The organism is Ruegeria sp. YTSA075 (assembly GCF_059610245.1).
The window spans coordinates 277973-298609 of record NZ_JBXWNG010000005.1 but is presented as its reverse complement, the minus strand read 5'-3'; the positions used below and the strand labels follow the sequence as shown (position 1 = coordinate 298609).

Genomic DNA, 20637 nt, shown 5'->3' with positions numbered 1-20637 from the left:
GTTTATGCGCCCGGTGGAGGTGGCGGCAAAATGGTAAACAACTGCGCCAGTTCCTGAACCTCTCCGGCTTTCTTCCAGCCGTCCTGCCCGGCGGTCCAGACATGAGTGTCGCGCGTCAACTCGCCTTCGGCGGCCATGCGTCCCATCTTGGCCTTGGAAAACGGCCCGCTTGTCTGACCATCCAATGCAATATGCCACACATGCTCAACCGGGGGTGGGGGTGGCGGGGCCATCTGTGCCGCCGGTTGTGGGGCAGCGGGGGCGGACGATCCCCACGGGCCGCTCGGCTGGCCCGCTGCCATGTTTGCCATTTGCTGCGCCATAGCCATACCCATGCCCATGCCAAGACCAGCGCCCATGCCGCCGCCCTGACCGGGATTATGGGCCGCTGCCGTCATAGCCTCGGCTGCCGAATACTGGGTGAATTTACCCAGATCACCAGCCAACCCCATCGAGGTCCGCTTGTCCAACGCGGCTTCAACGGCAGGCGGCAGAGAGATGTTCTCAATGTAGAACTCAGGCATTTCCAACCCGTAGCTGTCCAGCACCGGAGACACTTCAGCCGCGATCAGCTTGCCCAGATCGGCGGTATTGGCGGCCATGTCCAGCACCGGTATGCCCGATCCTGCGATCACACGGCTGAATTCCTGCACGATGATGTTGCGGATCTGAAAGCTGATTTCATCCATGGTGAATTCACCATCGGTGCCGACGATCTCGACCAGAAACTTCGCCGGGTCCTTAACCCGCACCGTATAGGTGCCATAAGCCCGGATGCGCGTTGGCCCAAACTCGGGGTCGCGCAGCATGATCGGGTTTTTCGTACCCCACTTCAGGTCGTTGAACCGCGTTGTGTTGACGAAATAGACCTCGGACTTGAACGGAGATTGAAAGCCGTGATCCCAATGCTGAAGCGTTGTCAGGATCGGCATGTTGTTGGTTTCAAGCATGTAAAGGCCCGGCGTGAACACATCGGCCAATTGCCCCTCGTGCACAAACACGGCCGCTTGTCCTTCGCGCACGGTCAGCTTGGCACCGTATTTAATCTCGTGCCCCTCACGCTCGAACCGCCAGACCATCGTGTCGCGGGTGTCATCCACCCAATGGATGACATCAATGAACTCTCCGGTCAGAAAATCGAAAATTCCCATTTGGGGTCTCCTGTCTTTTTGGGGGTCAGAGCGGCTGACCCATCAGTTCACGCGCAATGATCCGCACCACGGGGCGGGCCTGATCGACCGACACACCGGGCTTGAGGCGCGGATCGTAAAGCATTTGCAGCAGTTTCTCATCATGACTTGTCAGCAGTGCGAATTCGTCATCGTCATTAAAGATCGACGGGCGCGCGGCGGGGCTGTCATTTGACAGGCCCAGACCTTGCGCAATCTCTTCATGGATACAACTGAGTCGCACCAGATCGGGCAGCTCGGACCGTATCAGGGTAACCGCCCGCACATATTTGTTCGGCGATGACGTATTCGCCGAAGCAAAGACGAAACAATCGAAATTCGAACGCGGGTTCGCCACCAGATCAAGCGAGGCTTGACTGATATTCGGGATCAATTGCCTGAGGCGTGACACCACATAGGCGCTGTCATCCTTGCCCGCGAAGAATACGTGGAAATTGGGCTTGCGGGTGACGATCGAAATCGAATGCCCGGTGAGCCGCGCCAGTCGCGCCGAATAAGATTGCACGTCTGCGGCATCTTTCTGGCGTGTGGCTGGCAGGATCGACGGTCCAAACTCGGTCTGGATGCGAACGGGGCCAACCCAACGGCTGAGCTGCCCGTCGGTCTGGCGCGATCCGATTGAAATACTGTGGTTTGGGTATTCGCTGTAGAATGCGATCGCCTCGAAGTTACGTTCCAGATCCCCTGCATCATACGGCGTATCGGGGCCACCCCCATCAGTTCGCAACAAGCCGCGTGCCAACAAGTCGCGCTCGATACGTTCATAGAAACGCGCAAGATCCTGACTGGCGGCAGACGGCGGAACATAGGCATTGGCTGCCGGCGGCGGGGGCACTGGGCGTGGTTCCGGCGCGGCCGAGGGCGCAAGAGTCTCTTCACACCCGACCAGTGCCAGCAGCGCAGCGACCCCGAGGCCCAGCTTCATATGGCTCAAAGGCCGCACTCCTGCCTGCCTTATCCTGGAACGGCCGTTCCGGCGTTGTCGCCGGTTCCATCGCGCCGGGCTTTGGCAGCAGCGAGCGTGTCGCGCAGTTCGGCTTCCATCTTTTTAAGCTCTTCCTCGGCTGCCGCGCGCTTGGCTTTGCCTTCATCGGCAATAGCAAGGCTTTCATTGATCGTTCCGATCAGATCGGCATTGGCCTGTTTGACGGCCTCGATATCAAAGACACCACGCTCCATCTCTTGGCGGATCATCTTGTTGCTTTCGCGCAGATTGGCGGCGTTTGCGGTCAGAAGTTCGTTGGTCAGATCATTGGCGTCCCGTACAGCAGCTGCAGCTTCGGCGCTGCGTTGAATGGTGACGGCCTGTGCCAACTGGGTTTCCCAGAGGGGGACGGTGTTCACCAAGGTCGAGTTGATCTTGGTGACCAGCGATTTGTCGTTCTCCTGAACCAAGCGGATCGATGGCAGCGACTGCATTGTCACCTGTCGGGTCAGTTTCAGGTCATGTACCCGGCGTTCAAGATCGTCCCGCGCGGCGCGCAGATCACGAAGTTCCTGTGCCTTCATCACCTGTTCTTCCTCGGGCGCGGCCTGAACCTCGGCTTCCTTTTCAGGAATGTCTTGACTATCAAGTTCGGTCAGCTTTTCTTCGCCCGCAGCGATGTAAAGCGCCAGTTCATCATAGAAATTCAGCGTCTTTTCATACAGCAGGTCCAGTGATTTGATGTCTTTGAGCAGCGTATGTTCGTGGCCCAGCAGATTGTCCGTAATGCGGTCGATCTGGCTTTGAACCTCTTCGTATTGTGCGGTGAATTTGGCAAAAGGCGCGGCCTTGCCCAGCAGTTTTTCCCACCAGCTGCGTTCGCGTCGAACATCAAGCTCGCTGACCGAGAAGCCCCGGATTGTGGTCACGATGTTGCGCAGGCTGTCCCCGGCGGGGCCCACATCCTTGTTGCGCACATCGGCCAGCATGGCCTGGCTGATTTCCTGCAACTCGGCCTGTGCGGATGATCCGAAGGACACGATCGAGTTGGTGTCATCCATATCGATTTCGCCCATGCGTCTGCGAATCTCAGCGCCGACCGGTTCGTCGGCCTCTTCCAGCGAAACAAGCTCGGTCTTTGGTTCCGGCAGGGCCACGGCTGTGACTTCCTGTACCAGGGTTTCGGCCTCGACCGCCTTGCTCTTGATCTCTTCGGACATGGGGATGTTCCTCGCTTACTGTGTGGCCGGTCAGTCCAACCGGACGCCTTCGCGCTGCAGCCTGTCGCGCAACACGTCAATTTCGACCGTCAGATCACTGCGGTCATCCAATAGCATTTTGCGCGTGCGCGCGGCGAAATTCTGTTCCAGATCATCCAGCAGAGCCGAATAGTCGGCCAGGGCCTGTCCGTCCCGCGTGCGGGCATAGACATCGGCAAACTTCACAGTCGCGTCGCGGGCACCTTGTAGATACACGGTCAGGTATTTGCGGGCACCAGCCAGATCGCGCGGGTCTGCTTCGACCGTGCGGAACAGATCGCGGGCGGTGTCCTGAAACCGTTCGACGCGGGCCTCGATCCGGCGATCACCGGCGCGTTTGATCGCATCGGTCATCTGGGTCAGGTGCTTTTCGGCATCATCAACCACGCGGGCCACGCGGTCTTGCTGAAATGTGTCGATGCCTTCCATGCCTTTGTTCTTCAGCGGATCAAAGCCAAAGGAGACTGAATGCAATACAGTGGCCGCCGTGCCGAATAACACGGGTGCCAGCAGGCTGGCATGGCCAACGGCCTCGGCATCCAGATACTCGCTCCGATAAGCAGCCAGCGCGGTGCCAAGACCGGTCAGTATGCTGGCAAAGATCTTGCGCGGAAAGGCGGGCCGGCGGGCGGTTTTGCGTGCGTTATAGGCGGCTTCAGCCCGCAGTCCTTCACGCAGGAAAAAAGCAGCAGCGGTCAACATACCGGCCGCCACAAGACCCATGGTCATGCCAATTGCACCGTCATTCAGCGACAAAAAGACCAATGGGATTGCGGGAATGAACAGAACGTTGGCACGCGCACCCGCAGGTTCGACACGCGCGCCATCAAATTGGCCGCGCGGCGGTGGAGCATCTGGTTCAGACCCGCCCTGCGGGCTATATTTGCCACCAAACCGTTTGGCCATGGCTACAGCCCTCCCAGCAGCCCGGTGCAGACGCCGAACAACAGCACCAGCAGGGCCGCATAGGCCAGTTTTTGCACTCCGCTCCCGGACATTCAGCCCCCCAAATCGCAGCGTTCCCGGAAAATCTAGGGGATACGCAGGCTTGGCGCTAGGGGGAAGGTTGCTAAACCCGCATCACTTGCGGGGTTTCTTGCCGATTGCAGGCCGTTTGCGTTGCGGGCGAGCAGCGCGTTTGGCGGTGCCCTCGGGTTTAGCACCCCCATCCAGCCCCAGTTGGTCACGCATAACACGGCGGCGGACCTCTTCAACCTGGCCGGGTTTCAGGTCACCCAGCTGAAAGGGGCCATAAGAGACGCGGAGCAGGCGGTTTACAGTGAAACCGATATCCTCGATTGCGCGGCGAATCTCTCGGTTCTTGCCTTCGCGCAGACCGATGGTCAGCCAGGCATTCGCACCTTGCTGGCGATCCAGCGACACGGTCATGGGCTGGAACCGCTCTCCGTCGATCACAAGCCCCTTGCGTAGGGGGGCAAAATCTTCTTCCTTGGGGCGTCCGTTGACCCGCACGCGGTATTTGCGCAGCCACCCGGTTGAAGGCAGTTCCAGCTTGCGCTTGATGCCGCCGTCATTGGTCAGCAGCAGCAGGCCTTCCGAGTTCAGGTCCAGTCGCCCAACGGACATCACACGCGGCATATCCTCGGGCAGTTCATCAAAGATCGTCGCGCGGCCTTTTTCGTCCTTCGTCGTTGTCACCAGGCCGGTCGGCTTGTGATAGAGCCACAGGCGGGAAGGTTCGGGTTCAGAAACCGGTTTGCCGTCGACAATAATCTTGTCTTTGGCGGTCACATTCAGGGCGGGACTGTCGATCACCTTGCCATTGACCGCAACGCGGCCTGCTTCGATCATGCGTTCAGCCTCGCGCCGCGAGGCGACGCCTGCACGGGCCAGCACTTTGGCGATCCGGTCGCCGGGAGGGGGGGTATTTTTCATGGTCCGGCCATACCTCATCGCGTTCGCTTGCGAAAGGCAGGTTTCTGAGGCAGTCAGGGGCATGGTGTTCAAATCACATATGGACATGGCGCTGGACGAGGCGCGCGCAGCCGCCGAACGGGGCGAGGTTCCGGTTGGGGCCGTCATCGTCTCGCTTGATGGCCAGGTTGTTGCGAGGGCAGGCAACCGAACGCGAGAGTTGAACGACCCGACTGCCCATGCCGAAATACTGGCCTTGCGCGCAGCCTGCGCCGAATCTGGGTCAGAACGGCTGTCAGGGCATGATCTTTATGTCACGCTGGAACCCTGCGCCATGTGTGCTGCCGCATTGGCCGCGGCCCGTATCCGGCGCATTTATTATGGCGCGTCCGATCCGAAATCAGGTGGCGTTGCCCACGGTGCGCGCATATTTTCGCATCCGCAGGCCCATCACCAGCCCGAAATCTATGACGGCATCGCCGCTGAAGAGGCTGCCGAATTGCTGAGAAGCTTCTTCGCGGCTCAACGCGGCTAAGGCTTCACCACCATCTCGCGCGGGATATCAGCCAGTGATTGCCCGCCATTTGGGGTCACGACAAAACTTTCGGTAATCGCCAAACCCCAATCTGGTGTCCATAGACCTGGCATCAAGTGAAACGTCATGTTTTCCTTCAGTTCCGTTGTATCGCCGGGTCGTAGACTCATGGTGCGTTCGCCCCAATCCGGCGGATAGCTGAGCCCGATGGGATAGCCGGTGCGGTTGCCCTTCTCATATCCGGCACGGGCAAAGCTGTCATAGACACAGGCGGCGATTTCCTCGCATGTGGCACCGGGGCGTGCGGCGGACAAAGTGGTATCGATTGCGGTCAGAACCGCCGCTTCGGCCCTGCGAATATCGTCTGGCGGGTTACCCAGAAACAGGCTACGGCTGGCCGGGCAATGGTAACGGCGATAGCAGCCAGAGATTTCGAAATAGGTTGCCTCGCCACGTGCCAAAGGCCTGTCGTTCCAGGTGATATGCGAGGCCGAGGCTTCGCGACCCGACGGCGCAATTGGCACAATCGCGGGGTAGTCCCCAGCCAAACCGGGCAGCCCGGCAATGCCTGCCGCTTGAACTTCGGCAACCAGTTGGTGTTTGGGTAGACCTTCGCGAAACGCCGCGCGTAGTACTTCGTGCATATGCGCCGTCAACTGACCTGCCTTGCGCATCATCGAGATTTCGGCGTCACTTTTGACCGCGCGCTGCCAGTTCACAAGGCTGGTGGCGTCGATCAGTTCGCCAAAGGCGCGTTCAAGAATGCAGTGGCTGGCGGCCGAGTAGTAGTAGTTGTCCATCTCAACCCCCAGCCCGGTGGTCCACCCCCGTTCGCGCAGCGCTAGAACAAGCGCGTCGACTGGATGGTGTTCGGGATGCTGCACATGTTCTTCGGGCCAGTCCAACAGATCAGCCGGGTCCAGCCATGTGGTCTGGGCTGCCCCCGCCTTGTCCTGTGTGCGTCCCCACCAAAGGGGCGCACCTTTTGCAGGCAGAACCACCATTTGGGGCACATAAAAGCTCCACCCGTCATAGCCAGTCAGCCAAGCCATGTTCGATGGATCAGTGATCAGCAAGGTCTCAATCCCGCGCTGCGCCATCGCTGCGCGGGTCTTGGTCAAACGGTCCGCATATTCCTGCGCGCTGAAATCTGAGGCCGGCATCAGAGAACGATCGCCTGCATAACCTCGGGTTCGATCACATCGACCCCGGGCAACCCGTCCACAAGCACTTGCGCGGATTGTTCCAGGATCGGGAAGGTCTTGTAGTGGCAGGGGATCACCGTCTTGAAGTTGAAATACCGCTTGGCGGCGTAAGCGGTCGCCTTCATGTCCATTGTAAAATGCCCTCCTGCCGACATGATACCGATATCGGGTTTGTAGTAATCGCCCATCCAGTCCATGTCCGCCATGATGTCTGTATCGCCCGAAACATAAAGCATGTGTCCTTCAGCGGCGATCATAAAGCCAACCTCGCTGCCGCCGGTCCGCAGGCCGTCAGGCGTGGAGAACGTGGAACTGTGCGAGGCGGGAACCATGGTGACCTTTACCCCGTTCAGGTTGACGGTTCCGCCTTTGTTGAACCCGATGGTTTCGATCCCTTCGGCTTCGGCCCAATAGCCCATCAAATCATACTGGCCGACCACCGGGGCGTTCAGGTGTTTGGCCAGGGGCAACACGTCCGCCACATGGTCGAAATGCGTGTGGGTCAGCAGGATATGCGTCGCCCCGTCCAGAGCGGCATCGTGTTGATCCTCAGCCAAGATCGGGTTGCCCGTTAGCCAAGGATCGATCAGCAGCACCTGACCGCCGATTTCGATGCGAAAACTACCATGTCCCAACCAAATGATGTTCATGCTAAAATCCTCCAATGATGCCTATTGGCATCAGCCTAGCATCCGCTATGTAAAATTCTATGGATTGGATGCAGGAAATCGACAGCTATTGTGAAAGACTGTCAGCCGCTTATTGGGCCGAGCCGATCAATGCGATCACCAATGCGGCCTTTCTGATCTCGGCCTTTATCATGTGGCGGCGGGTGCGCGGCCAGGACATGCCGCTTGCTATGGGGCTGATTCTGGTGCTTGGGGTTATCGGGGTCGGCAGCTATTTGTTTCATACCCATGCGCAGGTCTGGGCGGCCGTTGCCGATGTCACGCCGATCCTGCTGTTCATCTTGATCTATATCTTTGCCGTAAACAAAAACATTTGGCACATGCCATGGGGATATGCGCTGGGCGGGACCATTCTGTTTGTCCCCTACGCAGCGGCGACGATCCCTGTGTTCCGGTGGGTGCCCGGTCTTGGCAGTTCTGCAGCTTATGCGCCGGTGCCCATGTTGATCCTGATCTACGCGTATCTTTTGCGCGACCGGCAACCACAGTTTGCCAGAGATATGACAATTGGCGCATGCATTCTGATCCTATCGATTACGTTCCGCTCTTTGGATCAGCCGGTCTGTTCACAATTCCCGACAGGTACGCATTTTATGTGGCATATCCTGAACGCCACCATGCTCGGCTGGATGATTGAGGCCTATCGCAGGGTTTTGATCCGCATGCGAGCGGGCGCCATCAAATACCCTGCGCTTTGATAACGGCTGCAATGCGCTGACCGATGATCCGGCTGGATTTGCGCGATGGGTGAATCAGGTCAAATGAGAAATATGAGGCATCGCCGGGCTGCGCCACATCCTGGGATGAGACGAAAGTGATGCCCTCATCCCGCTGCGCCAGTTTGGCAATACGAGCCTCAAACTCATCCCCTTCGGCTTTGCAATGTTCGATCGGGGTGATCAAATTGGGGCTGCGCAGGTAACCGACATAAACCACGCGGGTGCCGGTCGCCCGAATCTGGCGCAGGAACTGCGGGATTTGACCATGCTGACCATCAGCAGAGATCATGTTATCCAGCACCCCATCACAGCGTGTGCATCCGCACCCCAGCATCAGGTCGTTACCGCCGCCATTTACAACAGCCCAGGACCAGTCCCCTTCGACATATTGTGCCTGAACTCCGGATTCAGGTTCGCCATCCGGGTCAAATTGTGTTTGCAGCCAAGCCGCAGACACCGTGCGGTCAACGACCGGGGCACCAATCGTTTCTTCGATAACATCGGGGATTGATGAGCCCGAGGGAGAGTTCCACGCCATCAGCGAATCGCCGACGGCGATGATTTTGGCGTCAGGTTTGCTGGCAGGCATTTCCTGGCATCCGACCAAAGAAAACAGGACGCCGATGACAAGACACAGATTTCTGGACATTTCTGACCCGGAGTTTGAATTTCGCCAGGGACTATTGGGCCCCCATTTGGTTAACGCACCATTAATCAGACTAGAAACATCGAAATGCCCGTATCAAACCTGAAAAGCGGCGGCCAGATGCTCGGGCAGGTCAAACTCAACTAAAACCCGGGCGCGCCCTTCGGGTGACATTTTGCGCGCGGTCTTTTCGACAATGCTCTGGATTTTGTCCGGGGAGTGCTTGCCTGCGAATGGCTGGAAGTACCATTTTAGAAAGACAAAGCATATCACATCTTCCAGTGCCTGCACTTCGGCATCGCGTTTGATGCCCTGCTTGCGCAACATGCGGCCTGCGGCGTCAACCTCTGCTTCGCCGTACCCGCCTTGGGTCATCAGAGCCATCACCACATCCGCATGGTGTGCACCTTGCGCCTTGCGCCAGGCCAGATATCCGGCGCGACCCTCTGGATATTCGCTTCGGGCCAGTTTCCAGCGTTCGATATGCTGACCGCGCGCTGCAATCTGAAGCGCGTCCGAGGCGTCAGGAAACAGCCGCTCCATCTCGGCACTCATGCGTTTGCCATACAGCAAAGCTTCGGGCTGGCCATCTTTGATATTGGGATCATGTGCATTGGCCGCGTCAATGGCATCCAGAACCGCTTGTTTGCGCGCGCTCATGTTTTACTCCGTTGGCTTTTGCGGATCTTGGCGATCCACACCGTGTTGATAAGCCACCGTAGCGAGATGCCACAATATATGCAGCACCCAATTCTGTCATGGCCGGGTCAGATGAGGGGGGAATTCTGACCCGGCAGAGGGGCAGGTGATCTGCTTACTTGCCCGGTTTGACCTGATCTTGAGTGACCGGCTCGGTGATAGGGGTGGGGAAGGTCAGATCACGAGTCAGGTTCAGTGAACTGATGCCCATCGCCATGGCCGGTGCGGCCAGAAGAGAGGCGGACAACGTAACGGCAGTGATGAGGCTTTTCATGTTCTGTCTCCAGGTTTGTGTCGTTTCACAAAGGATAAAATGAACAGTACAGTTTAGTATTTCAAGGCGCGAAGTGAACTAACTAGTTTACTTTTGTGCATACCGGCTATTCACCAGCGAATGGGTGGTGAAATCTGGCACCGCAAACTTGTTTCATACATGTGCCACTGGCCTTGCGACTGCGGCGACAGACAGGTAAATGCCCCCCTAACGCATATGAGGTTTTCCGATGTCGATTGACCAAAGCACCGCCGCCAAGGTGGCGAAACTGGCCCGTATCAAGGTCGAGGATGACGCGCTGCCTGCGCTGGCATCCGAGTTCAACACCATCCTTGGGTTCATCGAACAACTGAACGAAGTGGATGTCGAAGGCGTCGAGCCGATGGTTTCGGTCGAGCCGATGCGCCTGAAACGTCGTGAGGATGTGGTCACCGATGGAAACCAGCAGGACAAGGTTCTGGCCAACGCGCCTGATGCCCGTGAAGGGTTCTTCGCAGTCCCCAAAGTGGTGGAGTAAGTCATGAGCGATCTGAACAAACTGGGCCTTGCCGATGCCCGTGACGCGCTGCGCAAGGGTGATGTGACCTCGGTGGAGCTGACCGAATCCTGCCTAAAGGCCATTGATGAGGCTGGTGCGCTGAACGCCTTTGTCCACAAAACCCCCGAGATCGCGCTGGAACGCGCCAAGGCGGCGGATGAGCGGATCAAGGGCGGCGACGCACCAGCCATGTGTGGCTTGCCGATTGGTATTAAGGACCTGTTCTGCACCAAAGGCGTGCCCTCGCAGGCGGCCTCAAGAATTCTGGACGGGTTCAAGCCGGAATACGAATCCACCGTATCGCAGCAACTGGCCGACGCCGGAGCCGTGATGCTGGGCAAGCTGAACATGGATGAATTCGCCATGGGCTCATCCAACGAAACGTCCATTTACGGCAATGCAGTCAGCCCCTGGCGGCGCGGCAACGACGACGCGCAGTTGACACCGGGGGGGTCATCCGGTGGCTCGGCGTCCGCCGTTTCTGCGGACCTGTGTTTGGCCGCAACCGGCACAGATACCGGCGGCTCGATCCGCCAGCCCGCCGCCTTTGTTGGCATCACAGGTATCAAACCGACCTATGGGCGCTGCTCGCGCTGGGGCGTCGTTGCGTTTGCGTCCTCTCTGGATCAGGCCGGACCGATGACCAAGAATGTGCGCGATGCGGCGATCATGCTTGAGGCGATGTGCGGCCACGACCCGAAGGATTCGACCAGCGCTGAGCTGGCCGTTCCAAATTTCGAGGCCATGCTGACCGGCGACATCAAAGGCAGGAAGATCGGCATCCCGAAAGAATACCGCATGGAGGGTATGCCCGCCGAAATCGAAAAGCTGTGGGCCGACGGTGCGGCGATGCTGAAAGATGCAGGAGCCGAGATCGTCGACATCTCGCTACCTCACACCAAATACGCGCTGCCTGCCTATTATGTGATTGCCCCGGCCGAGGCGTCCTCGAACCTCGCCCGTTACGATGGTGTCCGCTATGGCCGCCGCGCGCAGCTGGCACAGGGCGACGGCATCACCGAAATGTACGAAAAAACCCGCGCCGAAGGCTTCGGCCCCGAGGTTCAGCGCCGCGTGATGATCGGAACCTATGTTCTGTCGGCTGGCTTCTACGACGCCTATTACAACCGCGCCCGCAAGGTCCGTACCCTGATCAAGAAAGACTTCGAGGATGTGTTCGCCGCAGGCATCGACGCAATCCTGACCCCGGCCACCCCATCCGCCTCCTTCGGTCTGGGCGAGATGACCGAGGCCGATCCTGTTCAAATGTACTTGAACGACGTCTTTACCGTGACCGTGAACCTTGCCGGTCTGCCAGGCATCTCAGTGCCCGCAGGGCTTGACAAACAAGGGCTTCCGCTGGGGCTGCAATTGATCGGCCGGCCTTGGGATGAAGGCGACCTGCTCAACACCGCCTATGCGCTGGAAAACGCCGCCGGGTTTGTGGCAAAGCCCGCGAAATGGTGGTAAGTCTCGGGCTGTCTGATCACAAGTAACGGAGCGGTTGAATGCGTGTTTTTGCTTTGGTTCCTGTCATCGCCCTTATCGCGGGTTGCGATACGGTCGCGCCGGTGCAGGGAACGGGATTTAACACGCCAGCCTATCAGGCCCAGCGTGAGGCGCAGTTGGCCGGGCAGGGGGCTGTCGGCAACCCGTTGCTTGCCCCGGCCGATGTCTCACAACAGCCCTTAGGCGCTCCGGGTTCGGCTTTACCGCAATCGGCCGCTACGGGCGCAAATGCGGATATCGCCAATCAGGCCGCCGCTGCGCTGGCCACCACCTCTGGCCAGGCAACACAGCTCGCCCCGACACCCGGCAATCCGGCGATCTCAGATGAGCAGGATTTTGCAGCCGTCTCGGGCCGTCGCAGCATTGAATCTGACGCCGCGCGGATTGAGCAAAACCGCGAGACCTATGAGGTCGTTGCACCAACCGCAGTGCCCGAACGCGGCGCAGATGGCCAACCCAATATCGTGCAATACGCGCTCAGCACTACGAACCCTGTTGGAACCCAGCTATACAGCCGGGCGGGCTTTAACCTGCAAGCCAAGGCGCAACGCAATTGCGCCGGGTTCCCGTCGGCAGATCAGGCACAGATCGAATTCCTGACCAGTGGTGGCCCACAGCGCGACCGCAAGGGGCTGGACCCGGATGGGGATGGCTTTGCCTGCAACTGGGATCCCAGCCCGTTCCGCAGTGCCGTCAGCAACTGATTCACAAACGCCGATCTGGCACCCGTCGCCGAATTTCGGTGCCCGCCGGGATGGGTTGAACCCAACTCTGATCGTCTTGCACTATACTGCGATGGACAGCGCAGAAGCTGCGCTGGACCGGCTCTGTGACCCCAGCACCGAAGTCTCGGCGCATTACCTGATCGGTAATGACGGGGCGCTTTGGCAACTGGTACGCGAAGAAGAACGCGCGTGGCATGCCGGGGCAGGAGAGTGGCACGGGCAAGATGACATCAATTCGCGGTCTATCGGGATTGAACTGGATAACACCGGCTCACACCCGTTTTCCAACCCTCAGATGAGTGCGCTGGAAAGCCTGATGAAGGGCATCCTGACCCGTTGGCCGATCCGGCCTGAGGGAGTCATTGGCCATTCTGACATGGCCCCGGGCCGAAAAATTGACCCTGGCCCCCGGTTCGATTGGCTGCGACTGGAACGGCAATATCTTGCGGCGCGAGGTGGGCGTGATCCGGGACCCGCAGATGCGCCTGCCGAGATCTTCCGAGATCTGGCGCGCGGTGCCGGTTTCACTGCAGATGTTGACGACGAAACCCTCCTCGCTGCCATTCGCCTCAGGTATAGACCCTGGGGAAAAGGCCCGCTTTGCCCCGCAGATTTCACGCCGCTTGGTCATGCCGCGCTCTGGACCTGATCCACTCTTCATCTGGCCAAAAATATCCCGGGGATGAATTGGCTGCAGGCCAAGAAGGGGCTGGCCCCTTCACTGCCCTTCCACCCTTGACGCCGCTGGGCCCACGGCCTACCCAGCCCAAGCGCGGAGGGCCGGATGGCCGCTGGGGTCGCAAGGCCCGAGAGGAAAGTCCGGACTCCACAAGACAACGGTGCCGGGTAACGCCCGGGCGGGGCAACCCGACGGAAAGCGCCACAGAAATCAGACCGCCTGCGGCTTCGGTCAAAGGTAAGGGTGAAACGGTGGGGTAAGAGCCCACCGCGCCCCTGGCAACAGGGGCGGCACGGCAAGCCCCACCGGGAGCAATGCCAAATAGGGTCCCCGCGCGGGCCGGTCGGCGCAAGCCGATACCGCCGCTAAGCACGTCTTGGCCCAGAGGGACCGGGTTGGCAGCTTGAGCCGTGCAGCAATGCGCGGCCTAGAGGAATGGTCATCGAAGGGGGCAACCCCGGAACAAGATCCGGCTTACAGGCCCTCCGCGCGTATCTCGAATTACCCGACAGCTAAGTAGCGATCCGCCCACAGCCACACAGCCAGTATTTTTGGAACCCGTCTGCTGCTATCCTGTCGCACATAGATTTTGTGAACCCGGGAGGAGCGGTATGAGTTTCCTAAAAACACTGGCATCTGTAGCGGTTGGTTTTGCGGCGGCAAAGGGCATGGAAAAATACAAGGAAATGGGCGGCATGGCCGGCCTGCAAAATATGATGCAAGGCACTGGCGGTGGTTTTGGCATGGATCAGCTTGGCAAAATGGCCGAGCAGTTTGGCATGCCGGGCGGCGCATCGGGGCTGCAGGACATGATTGGCAAGATGGGCCTTGGTGGCGGTGCGGCCGGGGCTGCGGGCTTAGGCGGTTTGCTCAACGCGATGCAGGGCGCAGCTAAAACCAGCGGCCAGCAAACTGCCACTATGATGGAAACAGTGCTCAGCGGCACGCCGGCCGGGGCTGCGATGGAGGAGCAGGCCAAACTAATGCTGCGCGCCATGATCCAGGCCGCCAAAGCAGACGGAGAGCTTGACGAGCAGGAGAAGCAAACAATCATCGGCGAATTGGGTGATGACATCAGCGACGAGGAACGCGCCTTTGTCCTTGACCAGATGGAAGCGCCGATTGATGTCATGGGACTTGCTGCAGATGTGGGGGCGCCACTCAAGGCTCAGATCTACGCGACCTCTTTGGCCGCGATTCGTTTGGATAACGAACGTGAGGCATCCTACCTGCTTCAATTGGCAACCGCATTGGGCCTGTCAGATGCAGAACGGGATCAAATTCACACCTATATGGGCGCACCGACCTTGCCTCGTTAGGTCAGCAACGAAACCTGCGCATTGCAGGTGTGATTGGTCTTGACATGGGCGGTGCACAGCGTAAAAGCGCACGCTCATAGGAATTCAACCGAAGGGCCCTGCCTTTTCGGACGCAGGAGATAACCATGGCGAAGCCGACGACAATCAAGATCCGTCTGAACTCGACCGCGGGCACGGGCCACTTCTACGTGACCAAGAAAAACGCGCGCACCATGACCGAGAAAATGACCGTGCGTAAATACGACCCGGTCGCTCGCAAGCATGTCGAGTACAAGGAAGGCAAGATCAAGTAATCTGCCGTTCTATTAAGACTTTCGGGAAAGGCTCTGCATTGGCAGAGCCTTTTTTTCTTGCCCGGTGACGAGCAATACTGCGATCCGGTCGGTCAACGGGCCGTTGCAGCGACGCATCAGGCTTGGGGCCAATCGTTTTGCCTGCGGCTTGCTTTTTACCAAACCCTGCAAGTACGGTTCAGCAAACCGCCACAAAATGTTGAGCGCCATGAAAAAAATCTTGTTATCCACAACCGTCGTTCTGGCCCTTGCGGCCTGCGAAGATCCCTTTAACCGCCAAGGTGTTGGGTTTACTGGAATCGATGGTGAGCCCCGCACCATCTCTGACGTTCCCGGTGCGGTCGCCTTTGTCCCGCCTGCGACGAATGTTCCGGCTGAGCTGGCCGAACTGCCAACCATCGCTGTGATCAGCGATCAGGTTGACCCCATCAAAAAGGCGCGGGTGGCCATCGACAATGCGGGGACGAATCCCGGTAACGCGGTGCAATTGTCCGGCAGCGATACCGATCTTTTCCTCAGCACGGTTGATGTGAACGGCACCGTCTATGGTGTTCTACGTACCCGCAATAGCGCGACACGGGTGGACAATTCGATCGGTGCAGTCTTTGGCAACGAGACTGAACGCTTCACAGGCTGCCTGGCCGCCGGTGATGTTTTCGGCAAAGGATCGTCTAGCCGCAGTTCTGGATTCGCCGTTCCACTGAACTGCAGCTAACACAGCTCATAATCTGCTATCCCAAACCCCCGCTACTTTGCGGGGGTTTTATTTTGGGAAGCGGGCTTTGGACAAAAGAAAAGGGCCGGTCATATGACCGGCCCATCTGTATGTGTTTTTCTGCGGAGCTCTATTCCTGTTGTCCCATGAACATCAGCAGGAACTGGAACATGTTCAGGAACGAGATATACAGGCTCAGCGCCCCATCAAAGGCGGCTTTGTCCAGCCATTCCTGATCACCATGTGCAGCATGTGCGACATAAGTGTTCTTGATGTCCTGCGTGTAGAACGCGGTCAGACCAGCGAAGATCAGGATGCCGATGGCCGAGATTGCCAGCATCATCACACCCGATTGCAGGAACATATTGATGACCATTGCCACGATCAGGCCGATCACACCCATCATCAGGAAGGTGCCCATGCCGCTGAGGTTCCGCTTGGTGGTGTAGCCATAGAGGCTGAGACCTGCAAACGCGATCGCGGTAACCAAGAAGGTCTGGGTGATCGAATAGGGTGTATAGATCATGAAGATCGAGCTCATCGATACGCCCATCACGGCTGCAAAGATGAAGAAGCCCAGCTGAACTGCCGCAGCAGAACCCCGACGCATAAGGGCGCCCCAGCCAAAGAACAGGAAGGCCAGCGGTGCAAACATGACCACCCATTTCAGCGGTGACAGGAACAGAGTTCCGCCCAGGCTGGTCAGGTAACGGTCAGCGCCGATTTGTGCCACAGCATTTGATGGGTCGCTGGTAACCGCAAGCCCGGCAATCGCCCAGGCGGCCAATGCCGTGATCAGCATGCCCACGGACATTGTTCCGTAGACTTTGTTCATGTGGGCGCGCAGGCCCTGATCAATCTCGGCGGCGCGCGCGCCGGATACCGTCCGGACCGTGTCGAATTGTGCCATCAAAGGGTCTCCCTTAAGCTCGTGTTACTACGCCCCGACTAAGCGGGGCGGTTTCCCATCAAATATCGGCAACTAGGGGCTGTATTTCAAGAGTTTCCGGCGGAAAACCGACTAAAACACGCAACAAAAAAGGCGATAGGCAACCCAGTGTCACCTATCGCCTTAAAAACATGAGCATGCGAGTCATCTTTTCCAGTAGTTCGGGGCATCCCAAAAGTAGCGGCGCGCTTCTTCCATGGCTTCTTCACGTGTAATCCCGATGTCTTGCAGCGCGGCATTGTCCAGCTTAGCAAGCCTGCGGCGCTGACGCGTTACGGCAAACATGTTCCAGATCAGCGATGTCAGAGGGCGAGTGGTGGTATGACAGGTTTGTTTGAGCGCAATTTGGGTCATATCCATTGTCCTTTCTGTGTTTCTCGATGGTTTTCGTGAAATCAATCAACTTCCTTGATGAATATGGCAAAACATGTCATATTATAAAAACGAATATTTTTGATGAGATGCATAAGGGATCGTGAAGATGCGAAATCTGGACATTACCACCCTGCGTTCGTTCATGGCGGTTGCGGATCAGGGCGGCGTTACCCGCGCAGCTGGTTTTTTGCATCTGACCCAATCTGCGGTTTCGATGCAGCTGAAGCGGCTGGAGGAACTGCTGGATCTTGAATTGCTGGATCGCAGTGGGCGCACGATCGCGCTTACTGCCTCGGGCGAACAGTTACTGACCTATGCGCGTCGCATGATCGCGCTGAATGACGAGGTGATCTCGAAACTGACCGATCAGGCGTTCGAGGGTGAAGTGGTGCTGGGCGTGCCGCACGACATTGTCTACCCAGCTATTCCGCGTGTTCTACAGCGGTTCAACACCGACTTCCCGCGTGTTCGGGTGCAACTGGTGTCGTCCTATTCCTTACAGTTAAAGGATATGCTCAAGCGCGGCGAATGTGACGTGATCCTGACGACCGAGCCCACACCCGTTGATGGGTCCGAGACGATTGCAGAATTGCCGCTGCGCTGGATCGGCGCGCAGGGCGGCTCTGCCTGGCGAAAGCGTCCGCTGCCTTTGGCGCTGGGTCGCCGCTGCTTGTTCCGTCCGCAAGTGATCGCGGCGCTGGACGCGGCAGGCATCCCGTGGGAATTGTCGGTGGAAACCGAGAATGACCGAACCATCGAAGCCACCGTCAGCGCCGATTTGGCCGTTCACGCAATGCTCGACGGGACCGAGGCTGCACATCTGGAACAGATCGAGTCGGGTGGCGTACTTCCGGAACTGCCTGCTCATATGATCAACCTCTATGGCGGCAATGAAGGGCGTGACCCGGTTGTCGACGCTCTGGCGCATCTGGTCCGTCAGAATTTCCGCCTGCTGGGGGGCAGCCCGCTGCGCGCGGTCGCCGGGTAGGGGCGCTCAGATTGTGATCACGATCTTGCCGGTGGATTTGCGCTCTTTCAGCAGTTGCATTCCATGGGCAACCTCGGACAAGGGCAAGATGTGGCTGATATGAGGCTTGATCTTGCCTTCGCCGTGCCAGCGAAACAGCGTGTTGAAACTGTCCCTTACGATCTCGGGTCGGAAGGCCAGATAACCGCCAATATAGAAACCAATCACTGTCAGGTTCTTGACCAGAAGATGATTGGCGGGAATTTGCGGAACATCGCCGCCAGCAAATCCGATGGGTAGCAAACGCCCTTCGGGGTTCGTAGCCCGAAAGGCCGCTTTGAATACGTCGCCGCCAATTGCGTCATAGACGACATCCGCGCCACCCAGCGCTTTGACCGCGTCCCGTAGATCTTCTGAGGCGTCGATGAGGTGATCTGCACCCGCAGCTTTGGCAACGGCCAGTTTCTCGGTCCCGCGAGCCTGCGCGATCACGGTCGCCCCCATCAGCTTGCCGATCTCGACCGCCGTCAGACCAACCCCACCGGCCGCGCCGGTAACCAGTAAGGTTTCACCCGGCTGCAACCTGGCGCGATGATCCAGTGCGAGATGGCTGGTTCCATACGCGATCTGTATCGCCGCCGCCTCTTCGAAGTTGATCGTTTCAGGCAATGATATCACCCGTGCAGCATCGAAAACCCCGAATTCAGCCAGCCCGTCTTGACCTGAATAGACGGCCACGCGGTCACCAATGCTGATGCCGCTTACATCGGCCCCCACGGCATCTATCACGCCCGCAACCTCCATCCCCAATGTGAACGGAGGGGCGGGCGTGTCCTGATATGTCCCTTTTTGCATCAGAAGGTCAGCAAAATTCAGCCCGCAGGCCTTGATCGCAACGCGCACCTGACCCGAGGAGGGATTCGGTATGTTGATCCGACACAGCTTGGCCTGCTCACCTGCGGATTGAATATGAAATGCCTGCATGGTCTGATCATCCCCTTGTGCGGGGCATAGGTGCGTTTTGCGCAGGGCTTGTCAATGATATTGGGTAACCTGGCTTACCTCGGAAAGTAACACGGTGTTCGCGGCTTGGGCTAATCAGTGGCACAACCATAAACCATCGTTCCGATTACATGACTCAACCATCTTGAAAAATGATCAAAAAAAAGCAATAAAGGCAGTTAGTGCTGTAATCGGGGGAGGCACGATCCGCATTAGGGAATGGTTAAATTCCGTTCTCTAAGTTTGCGATATCGGACGTCGCGCAATCCCGAACAGATGTTTGTGTACTAGAGGAGAATACCAATGACTCATCACGTCGATGTCCATGTGGGCAAGCGCGTTCGGCATCGCCGCTGGCTGATTGGGATGACCCAACAGCAATTGGCGCAGCAAGTTGGTATCAAGTTTCAACAGATCCAAAAATACGAAACCGGTGCCAACCGAATCAGTGCTTCCCGCCTTTGGGACATTGCCGAGGCATTGGATGTTCCCGTCAGCTTTTTCTTTGAAGGGTTGGAAGAGGTTCAGAAAAGCGCGGATGAAAAGAAATCTGTGCCTGCGGACCTGATGGGAGACAAGGAAGCGCTGGATCTGGTGCGCTCTTACTATGCAATCCCGGAAAATCAGCGTCGCCGTCTGTTCGAATTGGCACGGGTTCTGAGCGACGTTGCGTGATCTGATCGCGCGCGCTTGACTTTGACGGGCGTTGGCCGCACCAGTGGCCCATGCACCAGACCCATCTGACCGATATGGATGTTGCCGAAGAAATGGCCGACGCGGCACGCGCGGCCATTCTTCCGCATTTTCGCCAACACGATCTTGAAACCGATAACAAGCTGGAAGGCGGCTTTGATCCCGTGACCATCGCAGATCGCGCGGCTGAAAAAGCAATGCGAGAGGTGTTGCAGCGCCTTCGCCCGGATGACGGTATTCTGGGCGAAGAATACGGACAGACCGAAGGTCAAAGCGGTCGCGTTTGGGTTCTGGACCCAATCGACGGAACGCGTGGATTTGTCAGCGGCACACCGACCTGGGGCGTTTTGATCGCGCTCAGCACCTCAGAGGGCCCGGAGCTGGGGGTGATCGATCAACCCTATATCGGCGAAAGGTTCAGAGGATCGTCCGAGATTGCGCAGTTGACCGGCCCCTTGGGCATATCCAAGTTGGCGACACGCTCAGTAAAAACGCTCGACCAGGCCACCCTGTTCACAACCTTCCCCGAGGTCGGCACCTCGGAAGATCGCGCCGGGTTCGAAGCTGTGTCAAAACAGGTTCAACTGACGCGCTATGGCATGGATTGCTATGCCTACGCGCTGCTGGCAGCGGGACAGGCGGATTTGGTGATCGAGGCCGGGTTGAATTCCTATGACATTCAGGCCCCTATTGCAGTGATTGAGGCCGCCGGCGGCATTGTAACGGATTGGCAGGGCGGGCCCGCGCATAATGGCGGACGTGCCCTTGCAGCTGCCAATGCAGAGATTCACGCAGCCGCATTGAGCATTCTGCGCAACTACTAAACCATTGCCCAAATGGCGCCCTGCCGCTAAACC

General features: G+C 58.2%; 26 protein-coding genes and 1 other RNA gene. 13 read left to right on the top strand and 14 right to left on the bottom strand.

Annotated elements, in window-relative coordinates:
- Positions 1-2 precede the first annotated feature (2 nt).
- From AC2FGE_RS12485 to AC2FGE_RS12465, 5 genes are all read right to left on the bottom strand, one after another.
- Positions 3-1151 carry an SPFH domain-containing protein gene (locus AC2FGE_RS12485; RefSeq protein WP_496819530.1) on the bottom strand — a complete coding sequence of 383 codons (1149 nt, stop codon included), beginning with the start codon at positions 1149-1151 and terminating at the stop codon, positions 3-5.
- A 25-nt stretch (positions 1152-1176) separates the two neighbouring features.
- Positions 1177-2115: a DUF2927 domain-containing protein gene (locus AC2FGE_RS12480; RefSeq protein WP_496819562.1), complete on the bottom strand. Its 939-nt coding sequence runs from the start codon at positions 2113-2115 to the stop codon at positions 1177-1179.
- Positions 2116-2144: 29 nt separating this feature from the next.
- Entirely contained in the window at positions 2145-3335 is a 1191-nt protein-coding gene (locus tag AC2FGE_RS12475) for a toxic anion resistance protein (protein ID WP_496819529.1), read from the bottom strand.
- A gap of 30 nt (positions 3336-3365) precedes the next feature.
- Entirely contained in the window at positions 3366-4280 is a 915-nt protein-coding gene (locus AC2FGE_RS12470) for a 5-bromo-4-chloroindolyl phosphate hydrolysis family protein (protein ID WP_496819528.1), read from the bottom strand.
- A gap of 174 nt (positions 4281-4454) precedes the next feature.
- Positions 4455-5270, bottom strand: coding sequence for a pseudouridine synthase (locus tag AC2FGE_RS12465; RefSeq protein ID WP_496819527.1), 816 nt, complete (start codon positions 5268-5270; stop codon positions 4455-4457).
- A 61-nt stretch (positions 5271-5331) separates the two neighbouring features.
- Here AC2FGE_RS12465 and AC2FGE_RS12460 point away from each other — a divergent pair, with 61 nt between their 5' ends.
- Positions 5332-5784, top strand: a complete 453-nt coding sequence (locus AC2FGE_RS12460) for a nucleoside deaminase (protein ID WP_496819526.1) — start codon at positions 5332-5334, stop codon at positions 5782-5784.
- Here AC2FGE_RS12460 and AC2FGE_RS12455 read toward each other — a convergent pair.
- Together AC2FGE_RS12455 and AC2FGE_RS12450 are read right to left on the bottom strand one after the other, a co-directional pair.
- Positions 5781-6947: a M24 family metallopeptidase gene (locus tag AC2FGE_RS12455; protein ID WP_496819525.1), complete on the bottom strand. Its 1167-nt coding sequence runs from the start codon at positions 6945-6947 to the stop codon at positions 5781-5783. The two genes, AC2FGE_RS12460 and AC2FGE_RS12455, sit on opposite strands and share 4 nt — an antisense overlap.
- Positions 6947-7639: a metal-dependent hydrolase gene (locus tag AC2FGE_RS12450; protein WP_496819524.1), complete on the bottom strand. Its 693-nt coding sequence runs from the start codon at positions 7637-7639 to the stop codon at positions 6947-6949. The genes AC2FGE_RS12455 and AC2FGE_RS12450 overlap by 1 nt, the downstream gene beginning before the upstream one ends.
- Before the next feature lie 59 nt (positions 7640-7698).
- On the opposite strand from AC2FGE_RS12450, the gene AC2FGE_RS12445 reads away from it, so the two are divergent.
- The gene (locus tag AC2FGE_RS12445) at positions 7699-8376 is read left to right on the top strand and encodes a ceramidase domain-containing protein (RefSeq protein ID WP_496819523.1); all 678 of its coding nucleotides are present in this window, start codon (positions 7699-7701) and stop codon (positions 8374-8376) included.
- Here the strand turns inward: AC2FGE_RS12445 and AC2FGE_RS12440 are convergent.
- The 3 genes from AC2FGE_RS12440 to AC2FGE_RS12430 all read right to left on the bottom strand — a co-directional run bounded on the left by AC2FGE_RS12440 (position 8357) and on the right by AC2FGE_RS12430 (position 10016).
- On the bottom strand, positions 8357-8986 hold the full coding sequence (locus tag AC2FGE_RS12440; protein ID WP_496819522.1) for an SGNH/GDSL hydrolase family protein: 630 nt from the start codon (positions 8984-8986) through the stop codon (positions 8357-8359). The genes AC2FGE_RS12445 and AC2FGE_RS12440 overlap by 20 nt on opposite strands.
- A 153-nt stretch (positions 8987-9139) precedes the next feature.
- Positions 9140-9703, bottom strand: coding sequence for a DUF4202 domain-containing protein (locus tag AC2FGE_RS12435; RefSeq protein ID WP_496819521.1), 564 nt, complete (start codon positions 9701-9703; stop codon positions 9140-9142).
- A gap of 154 nt (positions 9704-9857) precedes the next feature.
- Positions 9858-10016, bottom strand: coding sequence for a hypothetical protein (locus AC2FGE_RS12430; protein WP_170531829.1), 159 nt, complete (start codon positions 10014-10016; stop codon positions 9858-9860).
- A gap of 229 nt (positions 10017-10245) precedes the next feature.
- On the opposite strand from AC2FGE_RS12430, the gene gatC reads away from it, so the two are divergent.
- The 7 genes from gatC (at position 10246) to rpmG (ending at position 15079) form a co-directional block, all read left to right on the top strand.
- Positions 10246-10533 (top strand): Asp-tRNA(Asn)/Glu-tRNA(Gln) amidotransferase subunit GatC, encoded by a 288-nt coding sequence (gene gatC / locus AC2FGE_RS12425; protein WP_170325838.1) that lies wholly within the window; start codon positions 10246-10248, stop codon positions 10531-10533.
- Positions 10534-10536: 3 nt separating this feature from the next.
- Entirely contained in the window at positions 10537-12024 is a 1488-nt protein-coding gene (gene gatA / locus AC2FGE_RS12420) for an Asp-tRNA(Asn)/Glu-tRNA(Gln) amidotransferase subunit GatA (protein ID WP_496819520.1), read from the top strand.
- 38 nt (positions 12025-12062) lie between these two features.
- Positions 12063-12767, top strand: coding sequence for a hypothetical protein (locus AC2FGE_RS12415; protein ID WP_496819519.1), 705 nt, complete (start codon positions 12063-12065; stop codon positions 12765-12767).
- Entirely contained in the window at positions 12751-13437 is a 687-nt protein-coding gene (locus tag AC2FGE_RS12410; protein WP_496819518.1) for an N-acetylmuramoyl-L-alanine amidase, read from the top strand. The genes AC2FGE_RS12415 and AC2FGE_RS12410 overlap by 17 nt, the downstream gene beginning before the upstream one ends.
- A 123-nt stretch (positions 13438-13560) precedes the next feature.
- An RNA gene (gene rnpB, locus AC2FGE_RS12405) (RNase P RNA component class A) lies at positions 13561-13960 on the top strand.
- A 118-nt stretch (positions 13961-14078) separates the two neighbouring features.
- Positions 14079-14786, top strand: a complete 708-nt coding sequence (locus tag AC2FGE_RS12400; RefSeq protein ID WP_496819517.1) for a DUF533 domain-containing protein — start codon at positions 14079-14081, stop codon at positions 14784-14786.
- 125 nt (positions 14787-14911) lie between these two features.
- A complete protein-coding gene (gene rpmG / locus AC2FGE_RS12395; protein WP_005630270.1) occupies positions 14912-15079 on the top strand; it encodes a 50S ribosomal protein L33 in 168 nt (55 codons plus the stop codon).
- A 12-nt stretch (positions 15080-15091) separates the two neighbouring features.
- Here rpmG and AC2FGE_RS12390 read toward each other — a convergent pair whose 3' ends face one another.
- The gene (locus tag AC2FGE_RS12390; protein WP_496819516.1) at positions 15092-15289 is read right to left on the bottom strand and encodes a hypothetical protein; all 198 of its coding nucleotides are present in this window, start codon (positions 15287-15289) and stop codon (positions 15092-15094) included.
- Between AC2FGE_RS12390 and AC2FGE_RS12385 the strand changes: the two genes are divergently transcribed.
- Positions 15288-15794 (top strand): hypothetical protein, encoded by a 507-nt coding sequence (locus tag AC2FGE_RS12385; RefSeq protein WP_496819515.1) that lies wholly within the window; start codon positions 15288-15290, stop codon positions 15792-15794. The genes AC2FGE_RS12390 and AC2FGE_RS12385 overlap by 2 nt on opposite strands.
- Before the next feature lie 130 nt (positions 15795-15924).
- Here AC2FGE_RS12385 and AC2FGE_RS12380 read toward each other — a convergent pair whose 3' ends face one another.
- Together AC2FGE_RS12380 and AC2FGE_RS12375 are read right to left on the bottom strand one after the other, a co-directional pair.
- Positions 15925-16704, bottom strand: coding sequence for a Bax inhibitor-1/YccA family protein (locus AC2FGE_RS12380; RefSeq protein WP_496819514.1), 780 nt, complete (start codon positions 16702-16704; stop codon positions 15925-15927).
- Between the two features lie 183 nt (positions 16705-16887).
- A complete protein-coding gene (locus AC2FGE_RS12375; RefSeq protein WP_496819513.1) occupies positions 16888-17097 on the bottom strand; it encodes a DUF1127 domain-containing protein in 210 nt (69 codons plus the stop codon).
- Positions 17098-17224: 127 nt separating this feature from the next.
- Between AC2FGE_RS12375 and AC2FGE_RS12370 the strand changes: the two genes are divergently transcribed.
- A complete protein-coding gene (locus tag AC2FGE_RS12370; RefSeq protein ID WP_496819512.1) occupies positions 17225-18106 on the top strand; it encodes a LysR family transcriptional regulator in 882 nt (293 codons plus the stop codon).
- Positions 18107-18112: 6 nt separating this feature from the next.
- Here AC2FGE_RS12370 and AC2FGE_RS12365 read toward each other — a convergent pair whose 3' ends face one another.
- A complete protein-coding gene (locus AC2FGE_RS12365) occupies positions 18113-19069 on the bottom strand; it encodes an NADPH:quinone oxidoreductase family protein (RefSeq protein ID WP_496819511.1) in 957 nt (318 codons plus the stop codon).
- A gap of 321 nt (positions 19070-19390) precedes the next feature.
- Between AC2FGE_RS12365 and AC2FGE_RS12360 the strand changes: the two genes are divergently transcribed.
- Complete coding sequence (locus AC2FGE_RS12360) at positions 19391-19762, top strand: helix-turn-helix domain-containing protein (protein ID WP_170531851.1); 372 nt, start codon at positions 19391-19393, stop codon at positions 19760-19762.
- A gap of 50 nt (positions 19763-19812) precedes the next feature.
- Positions 19813-20604 (top strand): histidinol-phosphatase, encoded by a 792-nt coding sequence (hisN, locus tag AC2FGE_RS12355; RefSeq protein ID WP_496819510.1) that lies wholly within the window; start codon positions 19813-19815, stop codon positions 20602-20604.
- The last annotated feature ends 33 nt before the right edge of the window (positions 20605-20637 follow it).

Bases quoted from the DNA above. Each gene is read 5' to 3' on its own strand.
- AC2FGE_RS12485 (WP_496819530.1), bottom strand. From the start codon at position 1,151: ATGGGAATTTTCGATTTTCTGACCGGAGAGTTCATTGATGTCATCCAT.
- AC2FGE_RS12480 (WP_496819562.1), bottom strand. From the start codon at position 2,115: ATGAAGCTGGGCCTCGGGGTCGCTGCGCTGCTGGCACTGGTCGGGTGT.
- AC2FGE_RS12475 (WP_496819529.1), bottom strand. From the start codon at position 3,335: ATGTCCGAAGAGATCAAGAGCAAGGCGGTCGAGGCCGAAACCCTGGTA.
- AC2FGE_RS12470 (WP_496819528.1), bottom strand. From the start codon at position 4,280: ATGGCCAAACGGTTTGGTGGCAAATATAGCCCGCAGGGCGGGTCTGAA.
- AC2FGE_RS12465 (WP_496819527.1), bottom strand. From the start codon at position 5,270: ATGAAAAATACCCCCCCTCCCGGCGACCGGATCGCCAAAGTGCTGGCC.
- AC2FGE_RS12460 (WP_496819526.1), top strand. From the start codon at position 5,332: ATGGTGTTCAAATCACATATGGACATGGCGCTGGACGAGGCGCGCGCA.
- AC2FGE_RS12455 (WP_496819525.1), bottom strand. From the start codon at position 6,947: ATGCCGGCCTCAGATTTCAGCGCGCAGGAATATGCGGACCGTTTGACC.
- AC2FGE_RS12450 (WP_496819524.1), bottom strand. From the start codon at position 7,639: ATGAACATCATTTGGTTGGGACATGGTAGTTTTCGCATCGAAATCGGC.
- AC2FGE_RS12445 (WP_496819523.1), top strand. From the start codon at position 7,699: ATGGATTGGATGCAGGAAATCGACAGCTATTGTGAAAGACTGTCAGCC.
- AC2FGE_RS12440 (WP_496819522.1), bottom strand. From the start codon at position 8,986: ATGCCTGCCAGCAAACCTGACGCCAAAATCATCGCCGTCGGCGATTCG.
- AC2FGE_RS12435 (WP_496819521.1), bottom strand. From the start codon at position 9,703: ATGAGCGCGCGCAAACAAGCGGTTCTGGATGCCATTGACGCGGCCAAT.
- AC2FGE_RS12430 (WP_170531829.1), bottom strand. From the start codon at position 10,016: ATGAAAAGCCTCATCACTGCCGTTACGTTGTCCGCCTCTCTTCTGGCC.
- gatC (WP_170325838.1), top strand. From the start codon at position 10,246: ATGTCGATTGACCAAAGCACCGCCGCCAAGGTGGCGAAACTGGCCCGT.
- gatA (WP_496819520.1), top strand. From the start codon at position 10,537: ATGAGCGATCTGAACAAACTGGGCCTTGCCGATGCCCGTGACGCGCTG.
- AC2FGE_RS12415 (WP_496819519.1), top strand. From the start codon at position 12,063: ATGCGTGTTTTTGCTTTGGTTCCTGTCATCGCCCTTATCGCGGGTTGC.
- AC2FGE_RS12400 (WP_496819517.1), top strand. From the start codon at position 14,079: ATGAGTTTCCTAAAAACACTGGCATCTGTAGCGGTTGGTTTTGCGGCG.
- rpmG (WP_005630270.1), top strand. From the start codon at position 14,912: ATGGCGAAGCCGACGACAATCAAGATCCGTCTGAACTCGACCGCGGGC.
- AC2FGE_RS12385 (WP_496819515.1), top strand. From the start codon at position 15,288: ATGAAAAAAATCTTGTTATCCACAACCGTCGTTCTGGCCCTTGCGGCC.
- AC2FGE_RS12390 (WP_496819516.1), bottom strand. From the start codon at position 15,289: ATGGCGCTCAACATTTTGTGGCGGTTTGCTGAACCGTACTTGCAGGGT.
- AC2FGE_RS12380 (WP_496819514.1), bottom strand. From the start codon at position 16,704: ATGGCACAATTCGACACGGTCCGGACGGTATCCGGCGCGCGCGCCGCC.
- AC2FGE_RS12375 (WP_496819513.1), bottom strand. From the start codon at position 17,097: ATGACCCAAATTGCGCTCAAACAAACCTGTCATACCACCACTCGCCCT.
- AC2FGE_RS12370 (WP_496819512.1), top strand. From the start codon at position 17,225: ATGCGAAATCTGGACATTACCACCCTGCGTTCGTTCATGGCGGTTGCG.
- AC2FGE_RS12365 (WP_496819511.1), bottom strand. From the start codon at position 19,069: ATGCAGGCATTTCATATTCAATCCGCAGGTGAGCAGGCCAAGCTGTGT.
- AC2FGE_RS12360 (WP_170531851.1), top strand. From the start codon at position 19,391: ATGACTCATCACGTCGATGTCCATGTGGGCAAGCGCGTTCGGCATCGC.
- hisN (WP_496819510.1), top strand. From the start codon at position 19,813: ATGCACCAGACCCATCTGACCGATATGGATGTTGCCGAAGAAATGGCC.